Origin of the sequence: Halomonas sp. A3H3 (assembly GCF_000982975.1) — a bacterium.
Taxonomy (GTDB): domain Bacteria; phylum Pseudomonadota; class Gammaproteobacteria; order Pseudomonadales; family Halomonadaceae; genus Vreelandella; species Vreelandella titanicae.
Genome location: NZ_HG423343.1, coordinates 1,393,121 through 1,417,891, shown reverse-complemented (window position 1 = coordinate 1,417,891; position 24,771 = coordinate 1,393,121). Strand labels below are relative to the sequence as shown.

The window sequence follows — 24,771 nt, the reverse complement described above, 5'->3', positions numbered from 1 at the left end:
GCACCTTTTGGTAAGTATCCGTTATGGCGAAAGTAAACTCAGAAAACCCACGTTTCATTTGCGGCCTGCATGCGACGCTGCACGTGATCTCCGGGAAGTGGAAGCCTTTGATTCTGTTCTTTTTAAGCAAGGGCCCGACGCGTTACGGCGAGCTCAAGCGAAGCGTCCGAGGCGTGAGCGACAAAATGTTGATCCAGCAGTTGAAGGAGCTGGAGTCCGACGGCATCGTCCAGCGAACCGACTATGGGGAGATCCCGCTGCGCGTCGACTACTCGCTGACGCCCTTCGGGGCAAGCCTGGTGCGGGCCATGGAGCCGCTTTGCGGCTGGGGCGAGGAGAACGAAGAGGACATTGCCGCGGCGATGGGCCGCCGGAAAGCCAGCCGGTAGGAAGCGAAGCCGGTTGGTGGACAGGCACCCAATCATGCCATCCGGCGAGTCCTCCGGGTAAACCTGCACATTCAGTGTTCTGGTTCGTAGCGCCATGGGTTCTATTGGTGCAAAGTATCAAGGAGTCGGCATTTGGTATCGGGTGCCAAAACAATGGGTGAACGGGCCCATAACCAGGCGGTCAACCGGACATCATATCCCTTGCGGGCTATGGTTCCCTACGCTCCGCTTCGGTGCCGGTTACGGCTAGCGTTAGGCGAATCGTACCGCGGCCGCGCTCCAGTAGCTCATCCCCGCGGCTGCTTGAAGCTGACCGTATCGTGTTGCAGTTCCCCACCCAGTGGTATTCCTCGCCTTCGCTGCTAAAAGTCTGGCAGTGACGCGCATGTTCGAAGGCACGCCGCTAATGGTGGCCGCAACGGCTTCTTGCTGGGGATGCAATGTTGCCACAACCTAGTGTGAGTAGGCTCGGTGTTTACAGCCGTCCTCGCCCTGGCAAGCGTTCGGCGGCGTCGATATAAGGTGCTATGGTGAGAATTTTACTGGTCGAGGATGAGCTTCAGCTGGCTGAAAGGCCAGCGCATGGGAGATAAGACGCTATGAAAACGCGCCTTACGAATAAACTAGGTGAAGTAAGAGAGCTCACAGGTCGGGACGTGAAACGGATGCAGCCTATGGTCAAAGTGTTACCCGCAAACCTACAGCGAGCTATAAGCCAACGTGATCGTCAGAAAGCGAACAATATATTTATTTGGCTATGTTATTAAGTTATTAAGGTTGTTTATGGGAAGTCGGCATAAAGCCGACTCGAAAAAGCTATTCGTAACTTTTTACAGCTGCCAATAACGCTTCACTGTGGCTGAAAATATCAGTCAGCGTGGCAAGATCATGCTTAACTTGCTGATCATCTTGGCGAATTTCTAATCGCTTAAGGGTTTTTGAGTTGAAATGTAGGCGGCAAATAGGTTTTCGGTTGTTGTCATCCAGCAGGATTGCACAATAGGATTTTGCATCTCGCATGTATACGCGTTCGGGAGCAACTTCGCTGGCTACGATTGCCCTGACCATGTTGTATCCATCAATTTCTTCCTGGGTCGTAACGATCTCGTCTTCAGCCTTTAAAGGCACTTCGATATTGTCTTGGCCAGGTTGTGCGATGATGGGCGATGATTCTTCACCACTAGTTGTGGCTAATGCCAATTTTAAGCGTTGTGAAACTTGCTCTTTAATGTGCTGGGCCATTGCGTCACGAATGATGGGGGTGAACTCATCAAGTACCTGTTGTGTCATTCGTCCATCAAAGAAGTCTTGAGCGATAAATTTGATAAAATCGCGTGGCGGTTCTTTCATTAACTTGCTGAAGGATGTCATGGCGAGGTTGGTGTACTTAAGGCGATTGGCAGTGCTGAGAATGGTGTCGACATTGAAGACGGGTTTTGCAAATTTTTTCAGTTCTTCAATATCTCTTTCGTTGTAGTCCGTTAAACGGAAGGTGAAAAAAGGGCGAGTATCCAGCTTGTTTGCATCATCGAGATCAGAGTAGAAACGGTACTCAATGCCGTTGGTAAGAATGGCAAATTTGGCTTCAGTGCAATTAAAATAGCGGTATAACTGGCTAAATTGAGCGTTAGCGAGATCGGTGGTTCGGGGCTTGCACTCGATTAGTATAGATAGAACGCCTTCATTTTTGATGGCGTAATCCACTTTCTCACCTTTTTTCAATCCAACGTCAGCTGTGAATTCTGGAAGCACTTCGGTTGGGTTGAATACGTCATATCCCAAGCTTTGTATGAAGGGCATGACCATGGCGTTCTTTGTCGCTTCTTCGTTCACTATATGATCAATTTGTTCTTGCGCGCGGCTGGCCAGCGCTGCAATTTTTTGTGTTATATCCATGTTCCCTGCCTTTTTTGGTTTTACTACATTCTTTTAACACCCAAGATACCAAGAAATGAACGCATATATAAAACTATCAGTCTCTTTCATTTCGCAGATGGGGTAAAGAGTATGATCACAAACGTCTGGGATGCAGTTCCATGGTGAATATTGGACTCGTCTTACAAGAACTTGTTGATCGAGTGAAAGGTGTAAATGCCGTCATACCGCGTTTCGTGCATATATAAGTCACTGATTACGAGGTAGCTGTGACCATTGGGGCTGAGCATTTAGCCGCCCTAATATTGATGTGAGGTAAGGTCAAGGCTCAGCAACAAGCGTGCAGTAACGTTCTCGGCACTTTCATATCGGGACTAGCTCCTTTCGGACAATACTGCTGTATTGCCCATGGCTAAATGGTGTTGCAAGACCAGAAATGCGGTAAGGGGCTGCTTCTGTCTCGAATGGAAACAAAAAAAGCACCCGTAGGTGCTTGATTTGTATAGTAAGGTGGTGGAGGCGGCGGGAATTGAACCCGCGTCCGCCAGCACGCGCCTATTGGCTCTACATGCTTAGATTTCGTCATTTGATTTAACGCAACTGACTCCGACGATCAGGATTCAGCCACGCGAGTCTTCTAAAGTTTAGCGCTTGGCGAGAAGACACCACCAAACGCGATCCTATCAGCTTTAGCTCGTATCCCCTCAGCGATGAATAGGCACATCACCTTGGGGCTAGACAAGAAGCTAACAGTGTTTAAGCTGCTAGCGCGCCTTGAGCGTAGTTTTCGTCATTTGCGACTATTTTTCGTGATGTGGGATTTACGAGATACATCACGCTCTCGGCATGCACCGCAAGGGTTGTCACCGGCGTCGAAACCATGTCGCCCCCTTATTTCAGTTGAGCATTCTAACGTGCTCACACCTGATTGACCAGTTATGCCTTGTTATGTTCCCGCATAATTCGACCTTTTTGGCGGCTCCAGTCGCGATCTTTTTCTGTTGCGCGTTTGTCATGCAGCTGTTTACCGGTCACTAGCGCCAGCTCGCACTTCACTTTATTGCGTTTCCAGTAAAGCTTGAGGGGCACACAGGTGTGGCCTTTGTCCTGGGTGATCGAAAAGATTTTGGCGATCTCTTTGCGATGCAGCAGCAGTTTGCGGGTGCGCGTCGGGTCAGCAATCTCGTGGGTGCTCGCAGTATTCAGCGGCATGATATGACTACCCAGCAGAAACGCTTCGCCGTTACGAACCAAAATATAGGTATCGGTGAGCTGAGCCTTACCGGCGCGCAGGCTCTTCACTTCCCAGCCAGCGAGCGATAGCCCCGCCTCGAAGGTCTCATCGATATGGTACTCAAACCGTGCCTTCTTGTTTTGGGCAATAACGCTGCTACCGGGGCCCTTACTGTTACCTTTCTTAGTGGCCATGGAACCTCATAATTAATCTGTCAGTGGCTTCCCCTTCGTTATTTGGGGAGGCGTGATACCATTTAGGGTCTGAAAAATGTTTCCCATGATACGCTTTGGGCACTGTGAAGTCAGCGGAGAGGTCAATGCCAACCGTCAATCGTTCCGCCTTAGTGCGGCACACCCCCCAGAAAATGTTCGATCTGGTTAACGACTTCGAACGCTACCCGGAGTTTTTGCCAGGCTGCCGCCAGGCGCGTTTGCTCGAACATGATGATGTGCATCTGATCGGCGAAATGACCCTGGGTCGTGCCGGTGTTGAGCAAACCATCACCACGCGCAACGAACTTTTTGCGCCCGAGCGTATTGAGCTGTCGCTGGTAAAAGGGCCGTTCAAGCGGCTTAAAGGTCGCTGGCTGTTTATCCCCATGGGGGAGGATGCCTGCAAGGTGAGCCTTGAGATGGAGTTTGAGTTCGCCAACCGGCTGCTCAGTATGGCGTTCGGCAAACTCTTTCAGCAAATCGCTGGCCAGCTAGTCGATGCCTTTACCAAGCGCGCAAACGAACTGTATGGGCGCTGAAGCGCTTGCGGTTGAGGTAGCCTTCGCGTTGCCTTCCAAACAGCGCATAGTGGCTCTGCGCGTGCCTGAGGGCACTACGGCACGTCAGGCCGTTGCCTTGGCCGATTTGCCCACGCTCTTTCCTGATGTGCCCGGCGAAACCTTTGCTCAGGCGCCGCTGGGCATTTTCGGTAAAGCGCTACGTGAACCCGATACCCATCTATTACGCGACGGGGATCGGGTCGAAGTTTACCGGCCGTTGGCGATCGACCCCAAGGCCGCTCGCCTAGAGCGCGCTAAGCGTCAAGCGAGCGACCCGAAGCGTTAACCGCTTTTAAGGCTGTTGAACAGGCTGTGTGCCCTCAGGTGGCCGCGTCTGGGTGCTCTCTGTAGGGAGGGCATCCATTGGATCAACGCCTTCCGTTGCAGGCCCCATGCTGCTATCGCCTTCAAACGGTAGCTCTTTGGATAGATCCCCTTCTTGCTCAATGTTCACCAGGCGGCCCTGGGGATCGAAGGTGAGCGTTACGCGACGCTGCTCTACATCGCCATACGCTTTATCTAAACGAAACACATAATCCCACTGGCTGGCGTCAAAGGGCGCTTCCAGCAATGGCCTGCCCATTACGTAAGTCACCTGCTCTTGGGTCATGCCTGGCTGAAGCTGGCTGACCATTTCCTGAGTGACCAGGTTGCCTTGGGGAATATCGCGCTTGTACACGCCTACGTAGCTGCAGCCGCTAATGACAGTAAGGGCAACGGAGAGCGTGATGATTTGAGTCAATTTTTGCATTTGGGCCTATTCTTCACTATCGTGGTTTCGGTTGATCATACCCGACCTAACCAGTTACTGCGAAGAGCGACCATGGCCGATCAGAACCATGAATTGCGCAAAGCCGGTCTAAAAGTGACCCTGCCGCGCGTCAAGATACTTCAAATTCTCGAAAATGTTTCGGGTCAGCACCACCTTAGCGCGGAAGAAGTGTACAAAACACTGATTGATGCGGGCGAAGATGTTGGCTTGGCAACCGTATACCGCGTATTGACTCAGTTCGAGTCAGCGGGCTTGGTAATTCGTCATAATTTCGACGGAGGCCATGCGGTATTCGAGATGACCCAAGAGGATCACCATGACCACATGGTGTGCCTAGAAAGCGGCGAAATCATTGAGTTCGTTGATGAAATCATTGAACGCCGTCAGCAAGAAATCGCTGAAGAGCACGGCTACGAACTAGTGGATCATGCTCTGGTGCTATATGTACGTCCGCGCGGTTCCGACGTGACGCGCCAGGACAGCGGGCCGACGAACAAGAAATAGTGTTCGTAGGTCGCTGTTAGTCGCAGGCCGTTAATCGCGGTTCGAAATATAAGCGCCCCTGAGCCATTTGGCCGAATTCCTGGTTAGCAGAAGCTGTTAACTGGATTCGCCAAGTGGATCAGGGGCGTTTGTTTTGCTATGTGCAGATGTGCTGTATAGCTGTGCGCTATAGAAATGCACAGAAACGGCGCAGGGCGCCCGCTCAATCAGTGCGGCGGGCGTTGGCTGGCGTGCAGCATCTCCCGAGCGTGGGCGAGGGTTTGGTCAGAAAGCGTGACGCCGCCCAGCATGCGCGCCAGTTCGCTGATGCGGCCCTGTTCGTCGAGTAGCGCCATCTGGGTCAGCGTTGTATCGCGCTTCGCCTGTTTCTCGATATGCAGGTGCTGGTGCGCCTGTGCTGCCACCTGGGGTAGGTGGGTCACGGTCATGACCTGGCCGTTTTCGCCCAGTTTGCGCAGCAGTTGGCCAACGATCTCTGCGGTGGCCCCCGAGATACCCACATCCACTTCGTCAAACACCAGGCTGGGCACGGTTGAGTGCGTCGCCGCGACCACTTGAATCGCCAGGCTAATCCGCGACAATTCACCGCCGGAGGCGACTTTGGTCAATGGGCGAGCGGGTTGGCCGGGGTTGGCGCTAATCAAAAACTGCACGCGATCGAGACCTTCAGGGGAGGGCGCGTCTTTAGCGGTGACCTCCACTTCAAAACGGGCTTTGCCCATGGCCAAAAAGCCCAGTTGCTGCTGCACCTCTTTGCCCAAGCGAAGCGCGGCTTTTTGACGGCTCTCGCTGAGTTTTTTCGCCTCTTGGCGATAGTCTTCGCGTAGCTCGACGACCCGCGCACTGAGTGCCTCCAGGTCATTGCCACCCTCTTCTAACTGCGCGACTTCCCGCTGTAGGTCAGCATGCAGGGCGCATAGCTCATCAGGAGCAACGTGATGCTTGCGGGCAATCCGGTGTACGTCGGTCATTCGTTCTTCAACCCAGGCGAGCCGCTCAGGGTCTAATTCGGTGGTGCTGGCGAGGCGATTAAGCTCGCTGGAGGCCTCTTCCACTTGAATGCGCGCATCGCTCAGCATGGCAAGCGTGTTCGCCAGGGTGCCTTTGTCGCTACCTGGCAGGGCGCTTAAGTGGGCAAACGCTTGGTTGAGCAAAGAGAGTGCGCCGCCCTCGTCGCTGGCGCAGCAGTCGGCAGCAAACTGGGTTTCGCGCAGGGTCTCTTCCGCGTGAGCCAGGGTGTGCTGCTCTTCCTCTAACGTGGCTAATTCACCTTCCGCTAAACCGAGCTGATCCAGCTCTTCTACTTGGTAACGCAGCAACTGCCGTTTGGCCTCAACTTCACTGCCTTCTTCGCTTAGCTTCTTCAACTGCCGACGCGCACTGCGCCACTCGCGGAACGTTTCGGCTAATTGAGTGGTGGCATCGTTTAGGCCTGCGTAATCGTCCAGCAGGGCAAGGTGGGTCTCTTCGCGCATCAGCGCATGGTGAGCATGCTGTCCATGAATTTGAATCAGCTGCTCGCCGAGGGATTTTAGATCCGAGATAGTCGCGGGTTGGCCGTTAATCCAGGCTTTGGAACGGCCGTTGGCGGTGACCACACGGCGCAGCAAGCATTCCTCAGCGGGGAGCTCCCGCGCCGTTAGCCACTCGACGGCGGCGGGCAGGTGCTGAATGTCGAAACGCGCGGAGAGATCCGTACGCTCGCGGCCGTGACGCACGCTTCCGGCGTCGGCACGCTCACCCAGGCAGAGCCCAAGGGCGCCTAACAGGATCGATTTGCCCGCGCCGGTTTCCCCGGTAATCGCGGTCATACCGCCGGTCAAGTCGAGTTCCAAGTGATCGACAATGGCGAAATCTTGAATAGCTAGCTGAGTAAGCATGGCGCCTCCTGAGGCGGTACAGCATAGAAGCTGGATACTTATCCAATAGTTGTTGATTTATACAGTAGTTAATAACTCACTTCAATGCACCTCTTGAGATGGAATTTATGGCCCCCATATAGCGTGCATGATCAGTCAAAGCTAGTGACTTAAAGCTTACTTCTTTGCGCGCCGCCCGCGTGGCCGCGCTCTACTTTTTAGGAGCACAACATGGCGAAAGAACCGCAAACACCAATGGACGATGAGCTGGCCCGCCACGAGCAAGACGCCGATGGCGCCGAGCAAGCAGCTGAGAAGGTTGCTGAAGAGCGCTTGATGGAGGGCGAACTGGAAGGATTGATCAATGACGAAGAGGCGCTAGAAGACAGCGTCGACAACCCGGAAGCGGAAATGCTGGCAGCCCAAGTAGGTGAGTTAGAGCAGAGCTTGGCCGAAGCCAAGGATCAAGCCCTTCGCGCCGCCGCTGAAGCGCAAAACGTGCGCCGTCGTGCGGAGCAGGAAGCGGAAAAAGCCCGCAAGTTTGCCCTGGAGAAGTTCGTTAAAGAGCTGCTGCCAGTGGTGGATAGCCTGGAAAAAGCGCTTGAGACCATGGAAGAGGGTGCATCGGAAGTTCACCGTGAAGGTGTCTCCATGACCTTGAAAATGCAGCTGGATGTACTCAACAAGTTCGGCGTTGAAAGCATTGAACCCCATGGTGAGCCCTTCGACCCGCAAGTGCACGAAGCCATGACCATGGTGCCTAACCCGGATCTCGATCCGAACACCGTGATGGACGTTATGCAGAAAGGTTATTTACTCAATGGACGCTTGGTGCGCCCAGCGATGGTTGTAGTGAGTAAAAAAGCCGATTAAGCCACTGGCGGCACAGAGTTTGAAAAAAGTGTGTGAAAAAAAGCCCTTGAAATGTCAGCGGCGGCCCCCAAATAAAGGGCAACCCCGCGGGGAAACCCGCAGACAAGCTTTAAAAACTAAATTTTCAGTTTTGTAACAACCGAATTCGAGGTATTGCTATGGGACGTATAATTGGTATCGACCTGGGCACCACTAACTCTTGTGTGGCCGTGCTCGATGGTGACAGCGCTAAAGTTATCGAAAACGCCGAAGGCGGTCGTACGACGCCTTCTATCATCGCCTACACCGATGATGGTGAAACGCTGGTAGGTCAGGCGGCTAAACGTCAGGCCGTTACTAACCCAGAAAACACCCTGTACGCCATCAAGCGTCTAATTGGCCGTCGCTTTAAAGACGACGTTGTCCAGAAAGACATCAAGATGGTGCCGTACAAAATCAGTGAAGCTGATAACGGTGATGCCTGGGTTGAAGTAAAAGGCAAAAAAATGGCACCGCCGCAGGTAAGCGCGGAAGTGCTGAAGAAAATGAAGAAGACTGCCGAAGACTACCTGGGCGAAGCAGTCACCGAAGCGGTCATTACCGTACCGGCCTACTTCAACGACAGCCAGCGTCAGGCGACCAAAGACGCCGGCCGCATTGCCGGTCTGGACGTTAAGCGCATTATTAACGAGCCGACCGCTGCCGCACTGGCCTACGGTATGGACAAATCCCGCGGCGACAAAACCATCGCGGTCTACGACCTGGGTGGCGGCACCTTCGATATCTCGATCATCGAAATTGCCGATGTCGACGGCGAAACCCAGTTTGAAGTGTTGGCCACCAACGGTGATACCTTCTTGGGCGGCGAAGACTTTGACTTGGCGCTGATCAACTACCTGGTAGACCAGTTCAAGTCTGACAGCGGCATTGATCTGTCTGGCGACAACCTGGCCATGCAGCGTCTGAAAGAAGCTGCCGAAAAAGCCAAAATTGAGCTGTCTAGCGCTCAGCAGACCGATGTGAACCTGCCTTACATCACCGCCGACAACACTGGCCCGAAACACCTTAACGTTAAGGTGACTCGTGCCAAGCTGGAGTCACTGGTCGAAGAGCTGGTTCAGCGCTCGCTCGAGCCGTGCAAAATGGCCCTGAAAGATGCAGGCCTATCTGCCTCTGAAATCGACGAAGTGATCCTGGTCGGTGGCCAGACACGTATGCCGATGGTGCAGAAGAAAGCCGCTGACTTCTTCGGCAAAGAAGCACGTAAAGACGTTAACCCGGACGAAGCGGTTGCCGTTGGTGCCGCGATTCAGGGCGGCGTACTGGGTGGCGACGTTAAAGACGTTCTGCTGCTCGACGTTACCCCGCTTACCCTGGGTATCGAAACCCTGGGTGGCGTGATGACGCCGCTGATCGAAAAGAACACCACCATCCCGACCAAGAAGACACAAACCTTCTCAACGGCGGATGACAACCAAACGGCGGTGACCATTCACGCCGTGCAGGGTGAGCGCAAGCAAGTGTCGCAGAATAAGTCGCTGGGTCGTTTTGATCTTGCTGACATTCCGCCTGCACCGCGCGGTGTGCCGCAGATCGAAGTCGCCTTCGACTTGGATGCCAACGGTATTCTGAACGTATCGGCAAAAGACAAGGCCACTGGCAAAGAGCAGTCGATTGTCATCAAGGCGTCTAGCGGTCTGTCCGAGGAAGAAGTCGAGCAAATGGTACGTGATGCCGAAGCTCACGCCGAAGAGGACAAAAAGTTCGAAGAGCTGGTGCAGCTGCGTAACCAAGCTGACGGTATGATTCACGCTACGCGCAAAACGTTGGAAGAAGCTGGCGACAAAGCGACTGACGACGAGAAGCAGGCGATTGAAACGGCCATCAGCGAGCTGGAAGAAGCGGTTAAAGGTGACGACGTCGATAACATTCAGAAGAAACTGGATGCACTGACCGAAGCCTCTGGCCAGCTAGCCCAGAAGATGTACGCCGAGCAGGCCGAAGCGGCGCAGCAAGAGGGCGGTGAAGGTGCCGAAAACGCGGGCACCAAGCCGGAAGAAGACGTAGTTGACGCCGAGTACGAAGAAGTCAACGACGATCAGAAAAAGCAGTAACATCCTCTTTCTGCCAAGGAAAGCGGTGACGCGGGAGCTTACTCCCGCGTTGCTGTTTCCGCGGCCAAGACGCACGTAGTTAAGTATCACGTAGTTAAATATACAGTTGAATACATAGCTAAATGTGCAGTTGAGTGCGTAGCTAACCAGGAGGCGTAGGGCCTATGTCCAAACGCGATTATTACGAAGTCCTGGGTGTCGAAAAAGGGGCCGATCAGAAAGAGATCAAGAAGGCCTATCGCCGTCTGGCGCAAAAATTCCACCCTGATCGAAACCCGGACGATACCACCTCCGCGGAAAAATTCCGCGAAGTGTCCGAAGCGTATGAAGTGCTTAGCGACGGCGAAAAACGCGCTGCTTATGACCAGTTCGGCCATGCGGGCGTTGATGGCCAAGGTGGCGGCGGTTTCGGCGGTGCTGGCGCTGGTGATTTCAGCGACATTTTCGGCGATGTGTTTGGCGATATTTTTGGCGGAGGTGGCGGTCGCCGCCGTGGCCCCAATGCCCCGGCACGCGGTTCCGACCTGCGTTATAACCTAGAGCTGGATTTGGAAAACGCCGTTTCAGGTACCACGGTGGACATTCGTGTGCCGCGGCATATCGAGTGTGATCGTTGTGATGGCGGCGGCGCTGAGCCCGGCTCTTCTAAAGAGACGTGCCCTACCTGCCACGGTCACGGTCAAGTACGTATGCAGCAAGGCTTCTTTGCCGTGCAGCAGACTTGTCCGACCTGTCATGGCTCTGGCCAGCACATTAAAGTGCCGTGCCATAAGTGTAATGGCGAAGGCCGTGTACGTGAGACGCGCACGCTGTCCGTTAAGATTCCGCCCGGTGTGGATACCGGCGACCGTATTCGCTTGAATGGCGAAGGCGAAAGCGGCGTGAACGGTGGCCCGCCAGGGGATCTGTATGTGCAGGTGGCGATCAAGCCGCACCACATCTTCCAGCGTGACGGCAAGCACCTGCAGTGCGATGTGCCGATCAACTTTGTTGATGCAGCGCTAGGTGGCGAGCTTGAAGTGCCGACGCTAGATGGCCGCGTGAAGCTGAAGATTCCGCCGGAAACCCAAACAGGCAAGCTGTTCCGCCTGCGCGGTAAAGGCGTGAAGCCCGTGCGCGGTGGTATGCCCGGCGACCTGCTGTGCAAGGTGGTAGTGGAAACACCGGTGAAGCTTAACGACGAGCAGCGCGATCTGTTGCGCAAGCTGCAACAAAGCTTCGACGACAGCAATAGCCACAACCACTCGCCGAAGAAAACCGGCTTCTTTGACAGCGTGAAAAGCTTCTTTGAAGATATGAAGCCGTAAGTCTGAGATAATAGTAAGCAGTTAGGTGTTTAGTCCAAAAACCCTCGGTTCACCGGGGGTTTTTGCTGTTTAGGAAATGCTGCACGCAATGGATCACCTTGAAGAACGGCCCACCATGGGTATTTTGCTGCGGATACTGTCAGGCGCCCTGTTTACCGGGATGCTGGTGTGTATTAAGGCAGTCAGTGACGAAGTGCCTGTGGGGCAGTCGGTGTTTTACCGCTCGCTGTTTGCGCTGCTGCCTATCGTCGTTTTCCTTTTGCTGCGGCGGGAGTTTCCCCGTGGGCTGGCTACGCGCCGTCCGCTGGGGCATGCGCTGCGCTCTGGGATGGGGGCGGCGGCAATGTTTGCCTCCTTTGCCGCGGTGGCGCTGTTGCCAGTGGCCGAGGCAACATTGCTCGCTCAGCTTACCCCGGTCTTTATGGCGATTGGTGGTGTTCTGCTGCTGGGGGAGCGCTGCTCGCTTAATCGCGCGGGTGGTGTGGTGCTGGCGCTTGCCGGGGTGGCCGTGCTGATTTTGCCTGGGCTCAATGCCAGTTCCAGTAACGGCCAAGTGGCCGGGTATGCGCTAGGGGCGTTGGGTGCGCTGCTAACGGCAGGTGCTTTATTAACCGTCAGGCGTATTTCACGCACCGAGACAGCGGCTTCAATCGCCTTCTACTTTATTTTGGTGGCCGCGCTAGCCGGGCTGGCAACGCTCCCACTGGGCTGGGCAGCACTCAACCGGGTAGAGTTTTCGTTGTTGGTGCTCTCGGGTCTGTTTGGCGGTGCTGCGCATATCGCGATGACATTAGCTCTACGCTACGCCGAGGCGTCGCGTTTGGCACCTTTTGAATATATTGCCCTGGTGTGGCCTGTGCTCGCCGATTGGGTGCTGTTTGGAATACCGGTCTCCAGCGGCTTCCTGCTAGCGCTACCGCTGATGTTAAGTGGGGTAGCGCTAGCGGCGATGGAAGGGCGGCGGCTTAGGCAAAGGGCTAGATAGCGGCTTCGACGATAAGCTGCGGCTGGCCTTTCGAGCAGGACTCGATGCGCGTAGATACCCGATAAACCTGACGTAGCAGCGCAGGGGTAATCACTTCAGCAGTGGAGCCGCAGGCGATCAAGCGGCCATTTTCGAGCATCATGGCGGCATCGGCGAAACGTAGTGCATGCCCCAGGTCATGGAGCGCCACCAGAATCAGCATCTGGCGCTCATCGGCTAACCGGCGCAGCACCGTCAGCAGGCTGATCTGGCGGTTCAAATCGAGTGCCGAGGTGGGCTCATCCAGCATCAGAATCTCGGGCTCTTGCACCAGGGCCTGGGCAGCGCTGACCAACTGGCGCTGCCCGCCGCTAAGGTCGCCAATATCCCGTTCGCCAAGGGCCGTAATGCTGAGCTCCTCCAGCGCGCGATCAACCTGCGCTAAATCCTCAGGCTGCACTTTTAATCCGCGCCCCTGCATACGTGCCAAAAGCACTGATTCATATACCGTCAGCACGGCCTTGGCGCCGGTGTCCTGGGGCATATAGCCCACGGGGCGTTCGGCGCTGGTGCCGCTGATAATCACTTCGCCTTCGCCTTTCAATAGTCCTAACACGCGGCGAAAAAGCGTCGATTTACCCGCTGCGTTGGGCCCTAGCAGAGCGACGACTTGCCCCCCTTGAAAGCAGGGCGTGGTGATATCTTCCAGAATGGGGCGACGCCCATAGCGGGCGGATACACGGTTCAGTTGTAGGGTTACCATGAGGCCTTCTTGTGGTTAAGCACCAGAAACAGAAAGAAGGGAATGCCCACCAGCGAGGTGATAATGCCAATGGGGATTATAGTGCCGGGGATAATGACCTTGGAGATAACTGAGCCAACGGAGAGGATGAGCGCGCCGCACAGCGCCGAACCGGGCAGGAAGAAGCGCTGATCTTCACCCAGCAAAATGCGCGCAATATGCGGCCCCACCAAGCCAATAAACCCAATGGTGCCCACGAACGCCACCGCGATGGCGGCAAGTAGTGACACCAGCACCAGCACTTCCAAACGCAGCGCGCGGGGATTGACGCCCATGCTCTCGGCTTTGGCGTCGCCCAGGCGCATGGCCGTCAGCGCCCAACCATGCCGGGCAAGCAGCGGCATGGATAAGGCAAGAATGCTAAGGGCGATCCAGAACTTGGGCCAGGTGGCTTTGGTTAAGCTGCCCATCGTCCAAAACACCACCGCGGAGACCGCTTCCTGGCTGGCAAAGAACTGAATCAGCGCCATCAGCGAGTTGAAGATAAACACCATGGCGATGCCGAGCAGCACAATCGTCTCTACCGTCACGCCGCGCTTAAGGCTTAAAGCATGAATTAAGAACGCGGTGAACATGGCCATCACGAAGGCATTGATGGGCACCACAAACTCAATGGCTGCGGGAACAATGGCGACACCAAAAGCAAGCCCCAACGCGGCGCCAAAACTGGCTCCGGCGGAGATCCCCAGGGTAAACGGGCTGGCTAGCGGGTTGCTCAGAATGGTTTGCATCTGTGCCCCGGCCACCGACAAGCTGGCGCCCACCACTAGCGCCATCAGCGCTACCGGCATGCGGATTTCCCAAACAATAACTCGGGCCTGCTGGCTGACGCTGTCTGGTGTGAATAGCGCTGCGACCACTTCACCCAGACTATAGCGGGCAGGCCCCAGCGCCAGATCAACGCAAAGGCTAAAAAACAGCGCTAGAACCAGTGCCGCCAATATCATTTGGCGGCGGAAAACCTGGCTATGGTAGAAGGCGCGCCCCTGTGAAAGGCGTTCTGTTACCGCCGTTTCCGTCATCCTCGTATCAGTCGTCATGGAGTGATATCCAGTAGCCGGTTTCATAGTCGATGGGTAAGAAGCGCTCGTGTAGTTCTTCCATCGTGGCGTTGGGATCCAGGTCTTCAAATAGCTCTGGGTGTAGCCATTTGGCTAGCTGTTGCACGGCCACAAAGTAGTAGGGGCTATTGTAAAACTGGTGCCAAATGGCGTGGAAGTTACCTGATTCCACCGCCTTGATGCCGGTCATCGCGGTGCGCTCGGTCAGTGCTTCAAGCTTAGCGCGAGCGCTTTGCAAATCAGACCCTGGGCCTACGCCGACCCAGTTGCCACCCGGCACGTAGGCGTCCCAGTTGCCGCCGGTGACAACCACATGATCAGGGTTGGCAGCAATAATCTGTTCAGGGTTCAGGTTGCCGAAACTGTTAGGAATGATGCCATCGGCAATATTGCTACCGCCAGCCAGGGTGACATAGTCGCCAAAGTTGGCAGGGCCAAAGCTCATGCAGCACTCGTCGGAGTAGCCACCGGCCCGGTCAATAAACACGCTGGGGCGCTCTGGGTTCGCTTCGGCGATGACATCGGTTACCCGTGCCAACTGTGTCTCGGCAAACTCGATGAACTCTTCCGCCGCCTCTTCATCGTCCATGATCTGGCCGATGATGCGCATGGAGGGAATGGTGTGTTCAATCGGGTCTTCGCGAAAATCCACATAGACGATGGGAATGCCGAGTTGTGCCAGCTTGTCGTCGTAGGCGGCGTCTTCTGTGGCAGCTTTGGCCTCGATGTTCATCAGCACTACGTCAGGATTAAGCGAAGCGGCCTGCTCTACGTCAAAAGTGCCGTCTTTAAAGCCGCCAAAGGTGGGGATCGCTTCAATCTCTGGGAAGCGTTCGGCGTAACGGGCATAGTTGTCGGGATCCGCCTGAGAAAAGTCTTCGCGCCAACCGACCACGTGGGCAAAAGGAGCTTCAGGTTCGAGTAAACCGAGCAGATAAATTTGCCGCCCTTCGCCTAAAATAACCCGCTCGGCAGGGCCATCCAGAGTGATTTCGCGGCCAGCGACATCGGTGACGGTGATAGCGTCAGCCATAGCAGTGGCGCCGCAAGCAAACGTGATAAGCGTACCAAGCAGGATTTTTAAGCGCGGAGAATTGAGCATTTTTTAACTCGTTGGTCGATATTGGTTAACAGGGCGGCATCGCTGATGCGCATTAACGGTGATAGCACAGAGATGCAATTGCTATTGTAACTGATTAGCGTTTGGGCGGCATTATTGGGGTGCCGCGCTTAATGGTCAACATGCTACGCTTTACACTGAGCATTTATCCTACGGTGATGGCTTCACATATTTGGCTCTAACGGCAAGACATTGTTGAAGGATTACTTGGTTTGTAAGTACTTACATTTTTTGGAGAGGCCGCTATGCCTTTATCTCGAGTCGAAGTTGCCACGCCTTCCGCCGAGCGTTTAATTAATCGGCTCTGTAAACACTGGGCGCATAAGCTGGAGGTCGAGCAAAGCGATCAGCAGGCCACCATTACGTTTGCCACTGGCACCTGCTTAATGGTTGCTGAGGCCGATAAACTGGTGGTGGCCCTCGAAACCCTTGAAGAGGAGCATCTGGATGAGTTGGAGGGGGTCGTCGAGCGCCACCTAATGCGTATGGCCGGTGATGAAGAGTTGGCGATTGTGTGGGAGAACTAGATAACGACTGGTCAGCCATAAACGGAGAGCGTCGAAGGCATCGATGGGTCTGCTATAATCGCGCTGATTTTGAAACATAAGTCTTACGCACTGAAACCTAGAGCTCAGGAGTTCGCATGACCCGAATTGCCATTGTAGGCGTGGCTGGCCGCATGGGCCGTACGTTGGTAGATGCTGTAGAGCAAGATGCTGAGGCGACACTAGCCGGCGGGATCGTGGAGCCAGGTAGCTCCTTGGCGGGCGCTGATATTGGCGAGCTTGCGGGTGTCGGGAAGCGCGGTGTTGTCGCGGTCGATTCGCTCACGTCGATTGTCGATGAATTTGATGTGCTGATCGACTTCACGGCCCCTCAGGTCACGCTTGGTAATCTGGCGTTCTGCGCAGAGCACGGCAAACGTATCGTGATTGGTACTACTGGCATGAGCGATGATGAGTTGGCTCAGCTCGATAGCTACCGCGACAAGGTAGCCATGGTGTTCGCGCCCAATATGAGCGTCGGGGTTAATTTGACCCTGAAACTGCTCGAAACCGCTGCCAAAGCGCTGGGCGATGAAGGCTACGATATTGAAGTGATCGAGTCTCACCACCGCCATAAGGTTGATGCGCCTTCCGGCACCGCGATCAAAATGGGCGAAGTAATTGCCGACAGCCTGGGGCGTAACCTTAAAGAGCACGGCGTGTTTGAGCGAGTCGGGCAGTGCGGTCCGCGCAGCGATAAAGAGATCGGTTTTGCCACCGTGCGTGCGGGGGATATCGTCGGCGAACACACGGTGATGTTTGCCACCGAAGGCGAGCGCATCGAAATCACCCATAAAGCCTCCAGCCGCATGACCTTTGCCAAAGGTGCTGTACGCGCTGCGCGCTGGGTCGCGGGTAAAGAGAACGGCCGTTACGATATGCAGGATGTGTTGGGGCTTATCTAAAATTATTCACTGGAGTGAGGTGATGAAGCCTTTATGTCTGGATGACGTTACAGAATATGTGTCTGAAAATATTGGGATATTCCATCAAAAACGAATTGATCGTCTGGCTAGCCTCAAGCTTAAAGACGTTTTGAAGCGGAAAAATCCTTATTTATTTAAAGCAAAAAACGTTCAAACTGCTGAGCAAATCGTTCGGGGGATACTTGAAGCCCATATTTCATCGAATGAAGAAACCCTATTTGGTGATTGGCTTGAGGGGTTAGCTATTTTCATTAATGGGCAGACATATGGTGGGTGGAAATCGGGTATTGCCGGTGTAGACCTCGAATTTGATCATGACGGTCGTCGCCATATTGTTGCGATCAAGTCAGGCCCTAATTGGGGAAATAGTTCTCAAATCGGTCAGATGAAAACGAATTTTAAGACGGCACAGAAAACATTAAGAACCAGTCAGTCGGGCTTGAATATTGTTGCTGTCAATGGTTGCTGCTACGGAAGGGATAATAACCCTGATAAGGGGGATTATTTTAAGTATTGCGGACAACGGTTTTGGGAGTTTATATCTGGTGATCCTGAATTATACGTTGAGTTGATTGAGCCTCTTGGCAGTAAGTCCCGGGAACGTAATGATGAGTTTCAAGAGTCTTACGGGCGTATGGTTAACAAATTCACTCAGGAATTCATTGCTGAATTTTGTATGGAAAACGGTGCTATCGACTGGGCGCGGTTGATAAAATTAAATTCCTCTTTAGCAGGTTAGACAAGGGGCGAAAGCCCCTCTGCTAATTTAAAACAAGGACAGGGTGGGCTGAGGAGCTTTTTGCTGCTGTTTGAAGGCGTGGCTCCACTCGTGATGGGAAGTTTCTCGATACCTCGAAAACTTAAAGTCTACAGGTGGTGAGATGGCTTTGTCTTCGAGAAGATCTTTTATCAGTTTGCCTACCGCGTAACCTAAGCTGGCAGGTACGGCGTTGCCCACTTGTTTATATTGCTGCACTAACGGCCCCGCTAATTGCCAGCTATCGGGGAATTCTTGGATTCTTTTGTATTCTTCTATGGATAAGGGCCGGTCTTCTTCTGGATGAGCAAGGTCTGTGGCAGGCATGGCAGGGTGGGTAACCAGGGTGGGAGATGGTTTATCCCAGCTTAGGCGTCTCAAAAAGCCTGTTTTGCCGCCACCGGAAAAATAAGACTTTCCTAAGGCTTCTTGCTGCATGGCAGGGGGTAGCGCGCGCCAATTCTGTCCGGCCTTCAGCTGTCGATAATATTTCAAGCGTTTTTCTGGAAAGTTAAGGTGAGTGTGGCTTTGCAGGCCAGCGACTGCTTCTATAAAGGTTTTCCACTTAGGTAGCCCATGGCTTCCGTGCTCTGAGTGGGTTGGCTGTAAAAAGGGCGCCGCGCCGCCATCTCGTGAGCAAACGATGATGACTCTTTCGCGGGTTTGCGGGGTGCCAAAATTCGCCGAGTTATATAGATTGAATGTGCATGAGTAACCGGCTTTTTTTAATAGGCACAACACAAAATTAAGCGCCCCGCCTTTCATCTCGTCCAGCGAGAGGTCGGGGAAACCAGGGCCGCGTTGGTTATGTGGCCTGTGATCCATCGGGCATGAGAGCAGTCCACGCACGTTCTCAATGACCAGAAAACGCGGCCGTATTTCGATGGCCAGGTCGATAAACTTTAGAAAGGCGTTGCCGCGATCATCATTGAATGCCTTTCGTTTGCCCGCGGTGCTAAACGCTTGGCAGGGCGGGCCGCCGACCATCAAGTCGACACTCTCTGCCTCTAGCTGCGCCGCTGCTAAAATTTGTGCGGCTGAGTATTCGTTAATATCGCCAAGCAAGGCTGTATTGGGACGATTAAGCAGAATCGTTTGGCGGCAGTATTTATCGAATTCACAAGCTAGACGAATATCGAATCCTGCTTTTTCGATGCCCAGGTCAAGCCCCATAGCGCCTGAAAAAAAGCTCAGTGCTACGGGTGCGTCCATATCGCCTGATGTGTCAAGGTAGGCCGGATGATCTTCTGCAACAGTGTTCTCTGCTTTTATTTTATGATTTTTGACGCTGTTGGAATCGACAATCCATGTGTTGCCAATCCTTTCTGCTTGGAGCACCTTTTTTCGACATAAGGATCTAGTATGTTGAGGGCTTACTCCAAGCATTACTGCGGCATCTTCGATACTGAGATGGGTACTCATTTTTAGTTTCCTTGACGAAACCTATGGCAGGTACCTATGGTCGACTTCTTGGTGATGGGTGTCAATACGCGCTGAATAAGCGTTTGGTGATTTAAAACCACACTATTTAGGCGGTGATTCACTGCAAGGCGACCTTTTCCAATTCTTACAGAGAGCCAGCGCTAGAACAGCCCGGTCATTAAGGGGTAGTCTTAGGCCAAGAATTCCTGTAACATTTCAAAAATTTTGGCCGGGTGGCCTGGAAATCTTAAACGGCGCGCTTGTTGCGTTGGTCAACCCAAAGCCTGCCTCCTCAGGGTTTGCTGCTATAAAGCGGTGCTGCTGTTAAGCGTAACGCTAAAGGCTAAGCGAATCAGAAAGGCATCGAACAACAAGCGGGATGAAACCGATTCTTTTTATCGGCTTCGTCCCGCTTTTTTACGACCCCAGTTTTACTAGTGATAGTTTTTATTAGCGATAGTGTTACGTCGCGGATAATCAAGAAATTGCTGAGCCTGCGCCCCACAGGCTCCCACCAGCATGGGAGGATCTTGTTTTGAATAACCCCGCATTGAGCAAACCCGCAATATTGGCCCTGGAAGATGGCAGCGTGTTCCACGGCATCGCCATTGGCGCGGACGGATTAACAAGCGGTGAGGTGGTGTTCAATACGGCCATGACCGGCTATCAAGAAATCCTCACCGACCCTTCCTACACCCGCCAAATCGTTACCCTCACCTATCCCCATATCGGCAATACTGGCATTAACGCTGAAGACATTGAGTCAGCTTCTATTGCCGCAGCAGGTTTGGTGATTCGCGATTTACCGCTAATGGCCAGCAGCTTCCGCTCTGAGCAGTCGCTGTCGGACTACCTGAAAAGCCAGAACGTGCTGGGTATTGCCGATATCGATACCCGCCGCCTAACGCGCATTTTGCGTGATAAAGGTGCGCAGAACGGGGCGATTCTGGCCGGGGTAGATGCTGAGGGCGATGATGCGGTCACACGGGCGCTGGAAGCCGCCAAGGCTTTCCCTGGCCTGAAGGGGATGGATCTGGCCAAAGAGGTGTCGTGTAAACAAGCCTACGAGTGGTCGGAAGGTGAGTGGACGTTGGGTGAAGGCTACGCAGATGCTTCCAAAAGCGAGCGCCCCTACCATGTGGTGGCGTACGACTACGGTGTGAAATTCAACATCCTGCGCATGCTGGCCGCTCGCGGCTGCCGCTTGACAGTCGTGCCCGCGCAAACGCCTGCTGCTGAGGTGCTGGCGATGAATCCGGATGGCGTGTTTTTAGCCAACGGCCCTGGTGATCCGGAGCCCTGCGATTACGCCATCAAGGCAATTCAGGACGTGCTGGAAACCAATATTCCGGTGTTTGGTATCTGCCTGGGCCACCAACTGCTGGCGCTCGCCGCCGGGGCGAAGACGGTCAAAATGAGCCACGGCCACCACGGTGCCAACCACCCGGTGCAGGATCTGGATAGTGGCACTGTGATGATCACCAGCCAGAACCACGGCTTTGCGGCGGATGAAGCGACCCTACCCGCTAACGTGCGCGCCACGCACCGTTCGCTGTTCGACGGCACCTTGCAGGGAATCGAGCTTACCGACCGACCGGCGTTCAGCTTTCAAGGCCACCCGGAAGCGAGCCCCGGTCCGCGTGATGTGGCGCCGCTGTTTGATCGCTTCGTGGCTATGATGCAGGCACGCCGTTAACGCGTCCCTAGTATTGCCGTCTTTTGTCGCTCATCGTCACCATTTTTTGCGGGAACCGTTATGCCTAAGCGTACCGACATCAACAGTATCTTGATCATTGGCGCTGGCCCGATTGTGATCGGCCAGGCCTGCGAATTCGACTACTCCGGCGCCCAGGCGTGTAAAGCGCTGCGCGAGGAGGGTTACCGGGTTATTTTGGTTAACTCCAACCCCGCCACCATCATGACTGACCCGGCCATGGCCGATGCCACCTACATCGAGCCAATTACCTGGCAGGCGGTGGAGAAGATCATCGAAGCCGAGCGCCCTGATGCCATTCTGCCGACCATGGGTGGTCAGACGGCGCTGAATTGCGCCCTCGAGCTTGAAAAGCATGGCGTGCTGGAGAAGTTCGGCGTGGAGATGATCGGTGCCAACGCCGATGCGATTAACATGGCCGAAGACCGCGATCTGTTCGATCAGGCCATGAAGCGCATTGGCTTGGAGTGCCCGAAAGCGAAAGTCGCCCACACCATGGATGAAGCCTGGGAGATTCAGGCTGAACTGGGTTTTCCGACCATTATTCGTCCTTCCTACACCATGGGCGGCTCTGGCGGCGGCGTGGCGTACAACAAGGAAGAGTTCGAAGAAATCTGTACCCGCGGTTTCGAGCTCTCCAACAACCACGAGCTACTCATCGATGAGTCGCTGCTGGGTTGGAAAGAGTACGAGATGGAAGTTGTGCGTGACAAAAACGACAACTGCATCATCGTCTGCGCGATTGAAAACTTCGACCCCATGGGCGTGCACACCGGTGACTCCATCACCGTGGCACCGGCGCAAACGCTGACCGATAAAGAGTATCAGATCATGCGTGACGCCAGCCTCGCGGTACTGCGCGAGATTGGCGTAGAGACCGGTGGCTCTAACGTCCAGTTTGGTATGGATCCCAAAACCGGCCGTTTGGTAGTTATCGAGATGAACCCGCGGGTGTCGCGCTCTTCGGCGCTGGCCTCTAAAGCGACCGGTTTCCCGATTGCTAAAATCGCCGCGAAATTGGCGATTGGCTATACCCTGGACGAGCTGCAGAACGATATTACCGGTGGTCAAACGCCGGCATCGTTCGAGCCGTCTATCGATTACGTGGTCACCAAAATTCCGCGCTTCACCTTCGAGAAATTCCCCCAGGCTAACGACCGCCTGACCACCCAGATGAAGTCGGTGGGTGAGGTGATGGCGATTGGGCGTACTTTCCAGGAGTCACTGCAGAAAGCCCTGCGTGGCCTGGAAACCGGTAACGATGGTCTCGATCCGATCATTACCGATTTCACGCCGGACAACATGGCAATTATCCAGGGCGAGCTGCAGGCCGCCGGTGCCGAGCGTATTTTCTACGTGGCAGACGCCATGCGTTCCGGCATGAGCGTCGATGACGTCTTTGCCCTGACCAATATCGACCCTTGGTTCCTGGTGCAGTTGGAAGATTTGGTGCTGACTGAAAACGCCGTCGCCAAACGTACGCTGGCTGACTTCTCTGCCCGTGAGCTCTATCAGCTCAAGCGCAAAGGTTTCGGCGATGCACGCCTAGCCAAATTGCTGAATGTCAGCGAAAAAGAGTTCCGTCAAACCCGCCAAGCAGCCGGTATTCGCCCGGTTTATAAGCGCGTTGATACCTGTGCCGCGGAGTTCGCCTCTGATACCGCCTATATGTACTCCACTTACGAAGAGGAGTGCGAGGCGGATGTCTCTGACCGTCAGAAGATCATGGTACTGGGCGGTGGCCCTAACCGGATCGGTCAGGGCATCGAGTTTGATTACTGCTGCGTTCACGCCGCCTTCGCCATGCGCGACGACGGCTATGAAACCATCATGGTCAACTGCAACCCGGAAACCGTCTCGACCGATTACGACACCTCTGATCGTCTCTACTTCGAGCCGGTAACGCTGGAAGACGTGCTGGAAATCGCCGACAAAGAGAAGCCGGTGGGTGTGATCGTTCAGTTCGGTGGTCAAACGCCGCTGAAACTGGCCCGTGAGCTAGAAGCTGCCGGTGTGCCGATCATTGGTACCACGCCGGATGCTATCGACCGCGCAGAAGACCGTGAACGCTTCCAGGTGATGATCGACAAGCTGGGCCTGAAGCAGCCGCCCAACGCGACCGCACGCAGCTTTGCCGAAGCCTTCGATAAAGCCGAAGCGATTGGTTACCCGCTGGTAGTTCGCCCCAGCTACGTATTGGGTGGCCGGGCGATGGAGATCGTCTACGACGCCTCCGAGCTTGAAAACTACATGACCCACGCGGTGAAGGTCTCAAACGACTCCCCGGTACTGCTGGATCACTTCCTGAGCGCTGCAATCGAGATCGATATCGATGCGGTGTCGGATGGCCAGCAGGTGGTGATCGGCGGCATCATGCAGCACGTAGAGCAAGCGGGCGTTCACTCCGGCGACTCTGCCTGCGCGCTGCCGCCTTACTCGCTGCCTGCGGATGTGCAGGACGAGATGCGCCATCAAGTGAAGCAGATGGCGGTTGAGCTGGGCGTTAAAGGCTTAATGAACGTGCAGTTGGCCTGGCAGGATGGCGAGATCTATGTGATCGAGGTGAATCCCCGCGCTTCGCGTACGGTGCCCTTTGTGTCCAAGTGCATTGGCACCTCGCTGGCGCAGATCGCAGCGCGCTGCATGGCCGGTAAAACCCTGGCTGAGCAGGGCTTTGAGCAGGAAATCGTACCGCACTTCTATAGTGTTAAAGAGGCGGTCTTCCCGTTCAATAAATTCCCCGGTGTCGACCCGATTCTCTCGCCGGAAATGAAGTCCACCGGTGAAGTGATGGGCTCTGGCGACACCTTTGCAGAAGCCTTCTTCAAGGCGCAACTGGGGGCAGGTGAGGCCATTCCTGGGCTTACCGGTGAGCGTAAGGCATTCCTTTCCGTGCGCGAACCGGACAAGGCGGGGATTATCGAAGTGGGGCGTTCTCTGTTAGCATTAGGCTTTACGCTATGTGCTACACGGGGAACAGCGGCTGCTTTGGAAGCTGCCGGGCTTGCCGTGGAACACGTCAATAAAGTCTACGAAGGCCGTCCCCATATTGTCGATCTGCTTAAGAACGACGAAATCGCCTACATTGTGAACACTACTGAAGGTCGTCAGGCTATTAACGACTCTTCGGTCATTCGCCGTACTGCTCTCTCGCGCAAGGTGCCCTATGCGACCACCTTGGCGGGCGCTAATGCTGTTTGCATGGCGCTTGAGTACGGTAGGGAGATTACGGTGCGGCGCCTTCAGGATCTGCATGCAGGAGCAAGTCAATGAACAAGGTCCCGATGACAGTTGCGGGAGAAAGAAGCCTTCGTGAAGAGCTCGACCACCTTAAAAGCGAAGCTCGTCCGCAGGTGATCGCGGCCATCGCCGAAGCACGTGAACACGGTGATCTTAAAGAGAACGCCGAGTATCACGCCGCTCGCGAGCAGCAAGGGTTTATCGAAGGGCGGATTCAGGAGATCGAAAGTAAGCTCTCCGTCGCTCAAGTGATTGATGTCACCAAGCTGCCCAAAACCGGCAAAGTGATTTTCGGCGTTACCGTATCGCTAATGAATCTGGATACTGATGCGGAAGTCACTTACCGTATCGTCGGCGAAGATGAGGCGGACATTAAGTCTGGCCGTATCTCGGTTACTTCACCGATTGCCCGTGCCCTGATCGGCAAAGAAGAGGGTGATGTCGTGGTGGTCAAAACACCTGGCGGTGACGTGGAGTACGAAGTAGGTAGCGTCGAACACGTATGACAAAAAACGCCCCTTCGATTGACTCTGGAGTCG

At 54.5% G+C, this 24,771-nt stretch carries 23 protein-coding genes and 1 other RNA gene; 15 read left to right on the top strand and 9 right to left on the bottom strand.

Annotated elements, in window-relative coordinates; all coding sequences use genetic code 11:
- Positions 1–23: 23 nt before the first annotated feature.
- Entirely contained in the window at positions 24–389 is a 366-nt protein-coding gene (locus HALA3H3_RS06160) for a winged helix-turn-helix transcriptional regulator (RefSeq protein WP_022520731.1), read from the top strand.
- Between the two features lie 233 nt (positions 390–622).
- The gene (locus HALA3H3_RS27820) at positions 623–769 is read left to right on the top strand and encodes an NAD(P)H-dependent oxidoreductase (RefSeq protein ID WP_199105056.1); all 147 of its coding nucleotides are present in this window, start codon (positions 623–625) and stop codon (positions 767–769) included.
- A gap of 436 nt (positions 770–1,205) precedes the next feature.
- Here the strand turns inward: HALA3H3_RS27820 and HALA3H3_RS06155 are convergent, their stop codons facing one another.
- From HALA3H3_RS06155 to smpB, 3 genes are all read right to left on the bottom strand, one after another.
- On the bottom strand, positions 1,206–2,285 hold the full coding sequence (locus HALA3H3_RS06155; RefSeq protein WP_022520730.1) for a type I restriction endonuclease: 1,080 nt from the start codon (positions 2,283–2,285) through the stop codon (positions 1,206–1,208).
- Positions 2,286–2,775: 490 nt separating this feature from the next.
- Positions 2,776–3,155: a transfer-messenger RNA gene (ssrA, locus tag HALA3H3_RS25995) on the bottom strand.
- 45 nt (positions 3,156–3,200) lie between these two features.
- Complete coding sequence (gene smpB / locus HALA3H3_RS06150) at positions 3,201–3,692, bottom strand: SsrA-binding protein SmpB (protein ID WP_008958772.1); 492 nt, start codon at positions 3,690–3,692, stop codon at positions 3,201–3,203.
- 125 nt (positions 3,693–3,817) lie between these two features.
- On the opposite strand from smpB, the gene HALA3H3_RS06145 reads away from it, so the two are divergent.
- Entirely contained in the window at positions 3,818–4,252 is a 435-nt protein-coding gene (locus tag HALA3H3_RS06145) for a type II toxin-antitoxin system RatA family toxin (RefSeq protein WP_022520728.1), read from the top strand.
- Positions 4,242–4,559, top strand: a complete 318-nt coding sequence (locus HALA3H3_RS06140; protein WP_022520727.1) for an RnfH family protein — start codon at positions 4,242–4,244, stop codon at positions 4,557–4,559. The genes HALA3H3_RS06145 and HALA3H3_RS06140 overlap by 11 nt, the downstream gene beginning before the upstream one ends.
- Before the next feature lie 6 nt (positions 4,560–4,565).
- Here the strand turns inward: HALA3H3_RS06140 and bamE are convergent, their stop codons facing one another.
- Entirely contained in the window at positions 4,566–5,024 is a 459-nt protein-coding gene (bamE, locus tag HALA3H3_RS06135) for an outer membrane protein assembly factor BamE (protein ID WP_022520726.1), read from the bottom strand.
- 72 nt (positions 5,025–5,096) lie between these two features.
- Here bamE and fur point away from each other — a divergent pair, with 72 nt between their 5' ends.
- Positions 5,097–5,549 (top strand): ferric iron uptake transcriptional regulator, encoded by a 453-nt coding sequence (fur, locus tag HALA3H3_RS06130; protein ID WP_007111850.1) that lies wholly within the window; start codon positions 5,097–5,099, stop codon positions 5,547–5,549.
- 206 nt (positions 5,550–5,755) lie between these two features.
- Here fur and recN read toward each other — a convergent pair whose 3' ends face one another.
- Positions 5,756–7,429 carry a DNA repair protein RecN gene (gene recN / locus HALA3H3_RS06125; RefSeq protein WP_022520725.1) on the bottom strand — a complete coding sequence of 558 codons (1,674 nt, stop codon included), beginning with the start codon at positions 7,427–7,429 and terminating at the stop codon, positions 5,756–5,758.
- A gap of 210 nt (positions 7,430–7,639) precedes the next feature.
- On the opposite strand from recN, the gene grpE reads away from it, so the two are divergent.
- The 4 genes from grpE (at position 7,640) to HALA3H3_RS06105 (ending at position 12,666) form a co-directional block, all read left to right on the top strand.
- A complete protein-coding gene (grpE, locus tag HALA3H3_RS06120; RefSeq protein ID WP_009287913.1) occupies positions 7,640–8,281 on the top strand; it encodes a nucleotide exchange factor GrpE in 642 nt (213 codons plus the stop codon).
- 158 nt (positions 8,282–8,439) lie between these two features.
- On the top strand, positions 8,440–10,374 hold the full coding sequence (dnaK, locus tag HALA3H3_RS06115; RefSeq protein WP_009287914.1) for a molecular chaperone DnaK: 1,935 nt from the start codon (positions 8,440–8,442) through the stop codon (positions 10,372–10,374).
- Between the two features lie 164 nt (positions 10,375–10,538).
- Positions 10,539–11,681 carry a molecular chaperone DnaJ gene (gene dnaJ, locus HALA3H3_RS06110; protein ID WP_022520724.1) on the top strand — a complete coding sequence of 381 codons (1,143 nt, stop codon included), beginning with the start codon at positions 10,539–10,541 and terminating at the stop codon, positions 11,679–11,681.
- A gap of 88 nt (positions 11,682–11,769) precedes the next feature.
- A complete protein-coding gene (locus tag HALA3H3_RS06105; protein WP_022520723.1) occupies positions 11,770–12,666 on the top strand; it encodes a DMT family transporter in 897 nt (298 codons plus the stop codon).
- On the opposite strand, the gene HALA3H3_RS06100 is transcribed toward HALA3H3_RS06105, so the two are convergent.
- From HALA3H3_RS06100 to HALA3H3_RS06090, 3 genes are read right to left on the bottom strand one after another with little or no spacing between them, the layout of a single operon-like run.
- Positions 12,659–13,408: an ABC transporter ATP-binding protein gene (locus tag HALA3H3_RS06100; RefSeq protein WP_022520722.1), complete on the bottom strand. Its 750-nt coding sequence runs from the start codon at positions 13,406–13,408 to the stop codon at positions 12,659–12,661. The two genes, HALA3H3_RS06105 and HALA3H3_RS06100, sit on opposite strands and share 8 nt — an antisense overlap.
- Positions 13,402–14,487, bottom strand: coding sequence for a FecCD family ABC transporter permease (locus HALA3H3_RS06095; RefSeq protein ID WP_022520721.1), 1,086 nt, complete (start codon positions 14,485–14,487; stop codon positions 13,402–13,404). The genes HALA3H3_RS06100 and HALA3H3_RS06095 overlap by 7 nt, the downstream gene beginning before the upstream one ends.
- On the bottom strand, positions 14,477–15,610 hold the full coding sequence (locus tag HALA3H3_RS06090; RefSeq protein WP_022520720.1) for an ABC transporter substrate-binding protein: 1,134 nt from the start codon (positions 15,608–15,610) through the stop codon (positions 14,477–14,479). Before HALA3H3_RS06090 ends, HALA3H3_RS06095 begins: the two co-directional genes overlap by 11 nt.
- Before the next feature lie 263 nt (positions 15,611–15,873).
- Here HALA3H3_RS06090 and HALA3H3_RS06085 point away from each other — a divergent pair, with 263 nt between their 5' ends.
- The 3 genes from HALA3H3_RS06085 (at position 15,874) to HALA3H3_RS06075 (ending at position 17,838) form a co-directional block, all read left to right on the top strand.
- Positions 15,874–16,155, top strand: coding sequence for a DUF2218 domain-containing protein (locus tag HALA3H3_RS06085; protein WP_022520719.1), 282 nt, complete (start codon positions 15,874–15,876; stop codon positions 16,153–16,155).
- Between the two features lie 116 nt (positions 16,156–16,271).
- Positions 16,272–17,078 carry a 4-hydroxy-tetrahydrodipicolinate reductase gene (dapB, locus tag HALA3H3_RS06080; protein ID WP_022520718.1) on the top strand — a complete coding sequence of 269 codons (807 nt, stop codon included), beginning with the start codon at positions 16,272–16,274 and terminating at the stop codon, positions 17,076–17,078.
- A gap of 22 nt (positions 17,079–17,100) precedes the next feature.
- Positions 17,101–17,838, top strand: coding sequence for a PmeII family type II restriction endonuclease (locus tag HALA3H3_RS06075; protein WP_022520717.1), 738 nt, complete (start codon positions 17,101–17,103; stop codon positions 17,836–17,838).
- Positions 17,839–17,865: 27 nt separating this feature from the next.
- Here the strand turns inward: HALA3H3_RS06075 and HALA3H3_RS06070 are convergent, their stop codons facing one another.
- Positions 17,866–19,278, bottom strand: a complete 1,413-nt coding sequence (locus HALA3H3_RS06070; protein ID WP_022520716.1) for a DNA cytosine methyltransferase — start codon at positions 19,276–19,278, stop codon at positions 17,866–17,868.
- Positions 19,279–19,828: 550 nt separating this feature from the next.
- On the opposite strand from HALA3H3_RS06070, the gene carA reads away from it, so the two are divergent.
- Genes carA through greA form a run of 3 tightly spaced genes read left to right on the top strand, consistent with a single transcriptional unit; the run spans position 19,829 to position 24,738 of the window.
- The gene (carA, locus tag HALA3H3_RS06065; protein WP_170834124.1) at positions 19,829–20,974 is read left to right on the top strand and encodes a glutamine-hydrolyzing carbamoyl-phosphate synthase small subunit; all 1,146 of its coding nucleotides are present in this window, start codon (positions 19,829–19,831) and stop codon (positions 20,972–20,974) included.
- 60 nt (positions 20,975–21,034) lie between these two features.
- Entirely contained in the window at positions 21,035–24,265 is a 3,231-nt protein-coding gene (gene carB, locus HALA3H3_RS06060) for a carbamoyl-phosphate synthase large subunit (protein ID WP_022520714.1), read from the top strand.
- Positions 24,262–24,738 (top strand): transcription elongation factor GreA, encoded by a 477-nt coding sequence (greA, locus tag HALA3H3_RS06055; RefSeq protein WP_009287920.1) that lies wholly within the window; start codon positions 24,262–24,264, stop codon positions 24,736–24,738. The genes carB and greA overlap by 4 nt, the downstream gene beginning before the upstream one ends.
- The last annotated feature ends 33 nt before the right edge of the window (positions 24,739–24,771 follow it).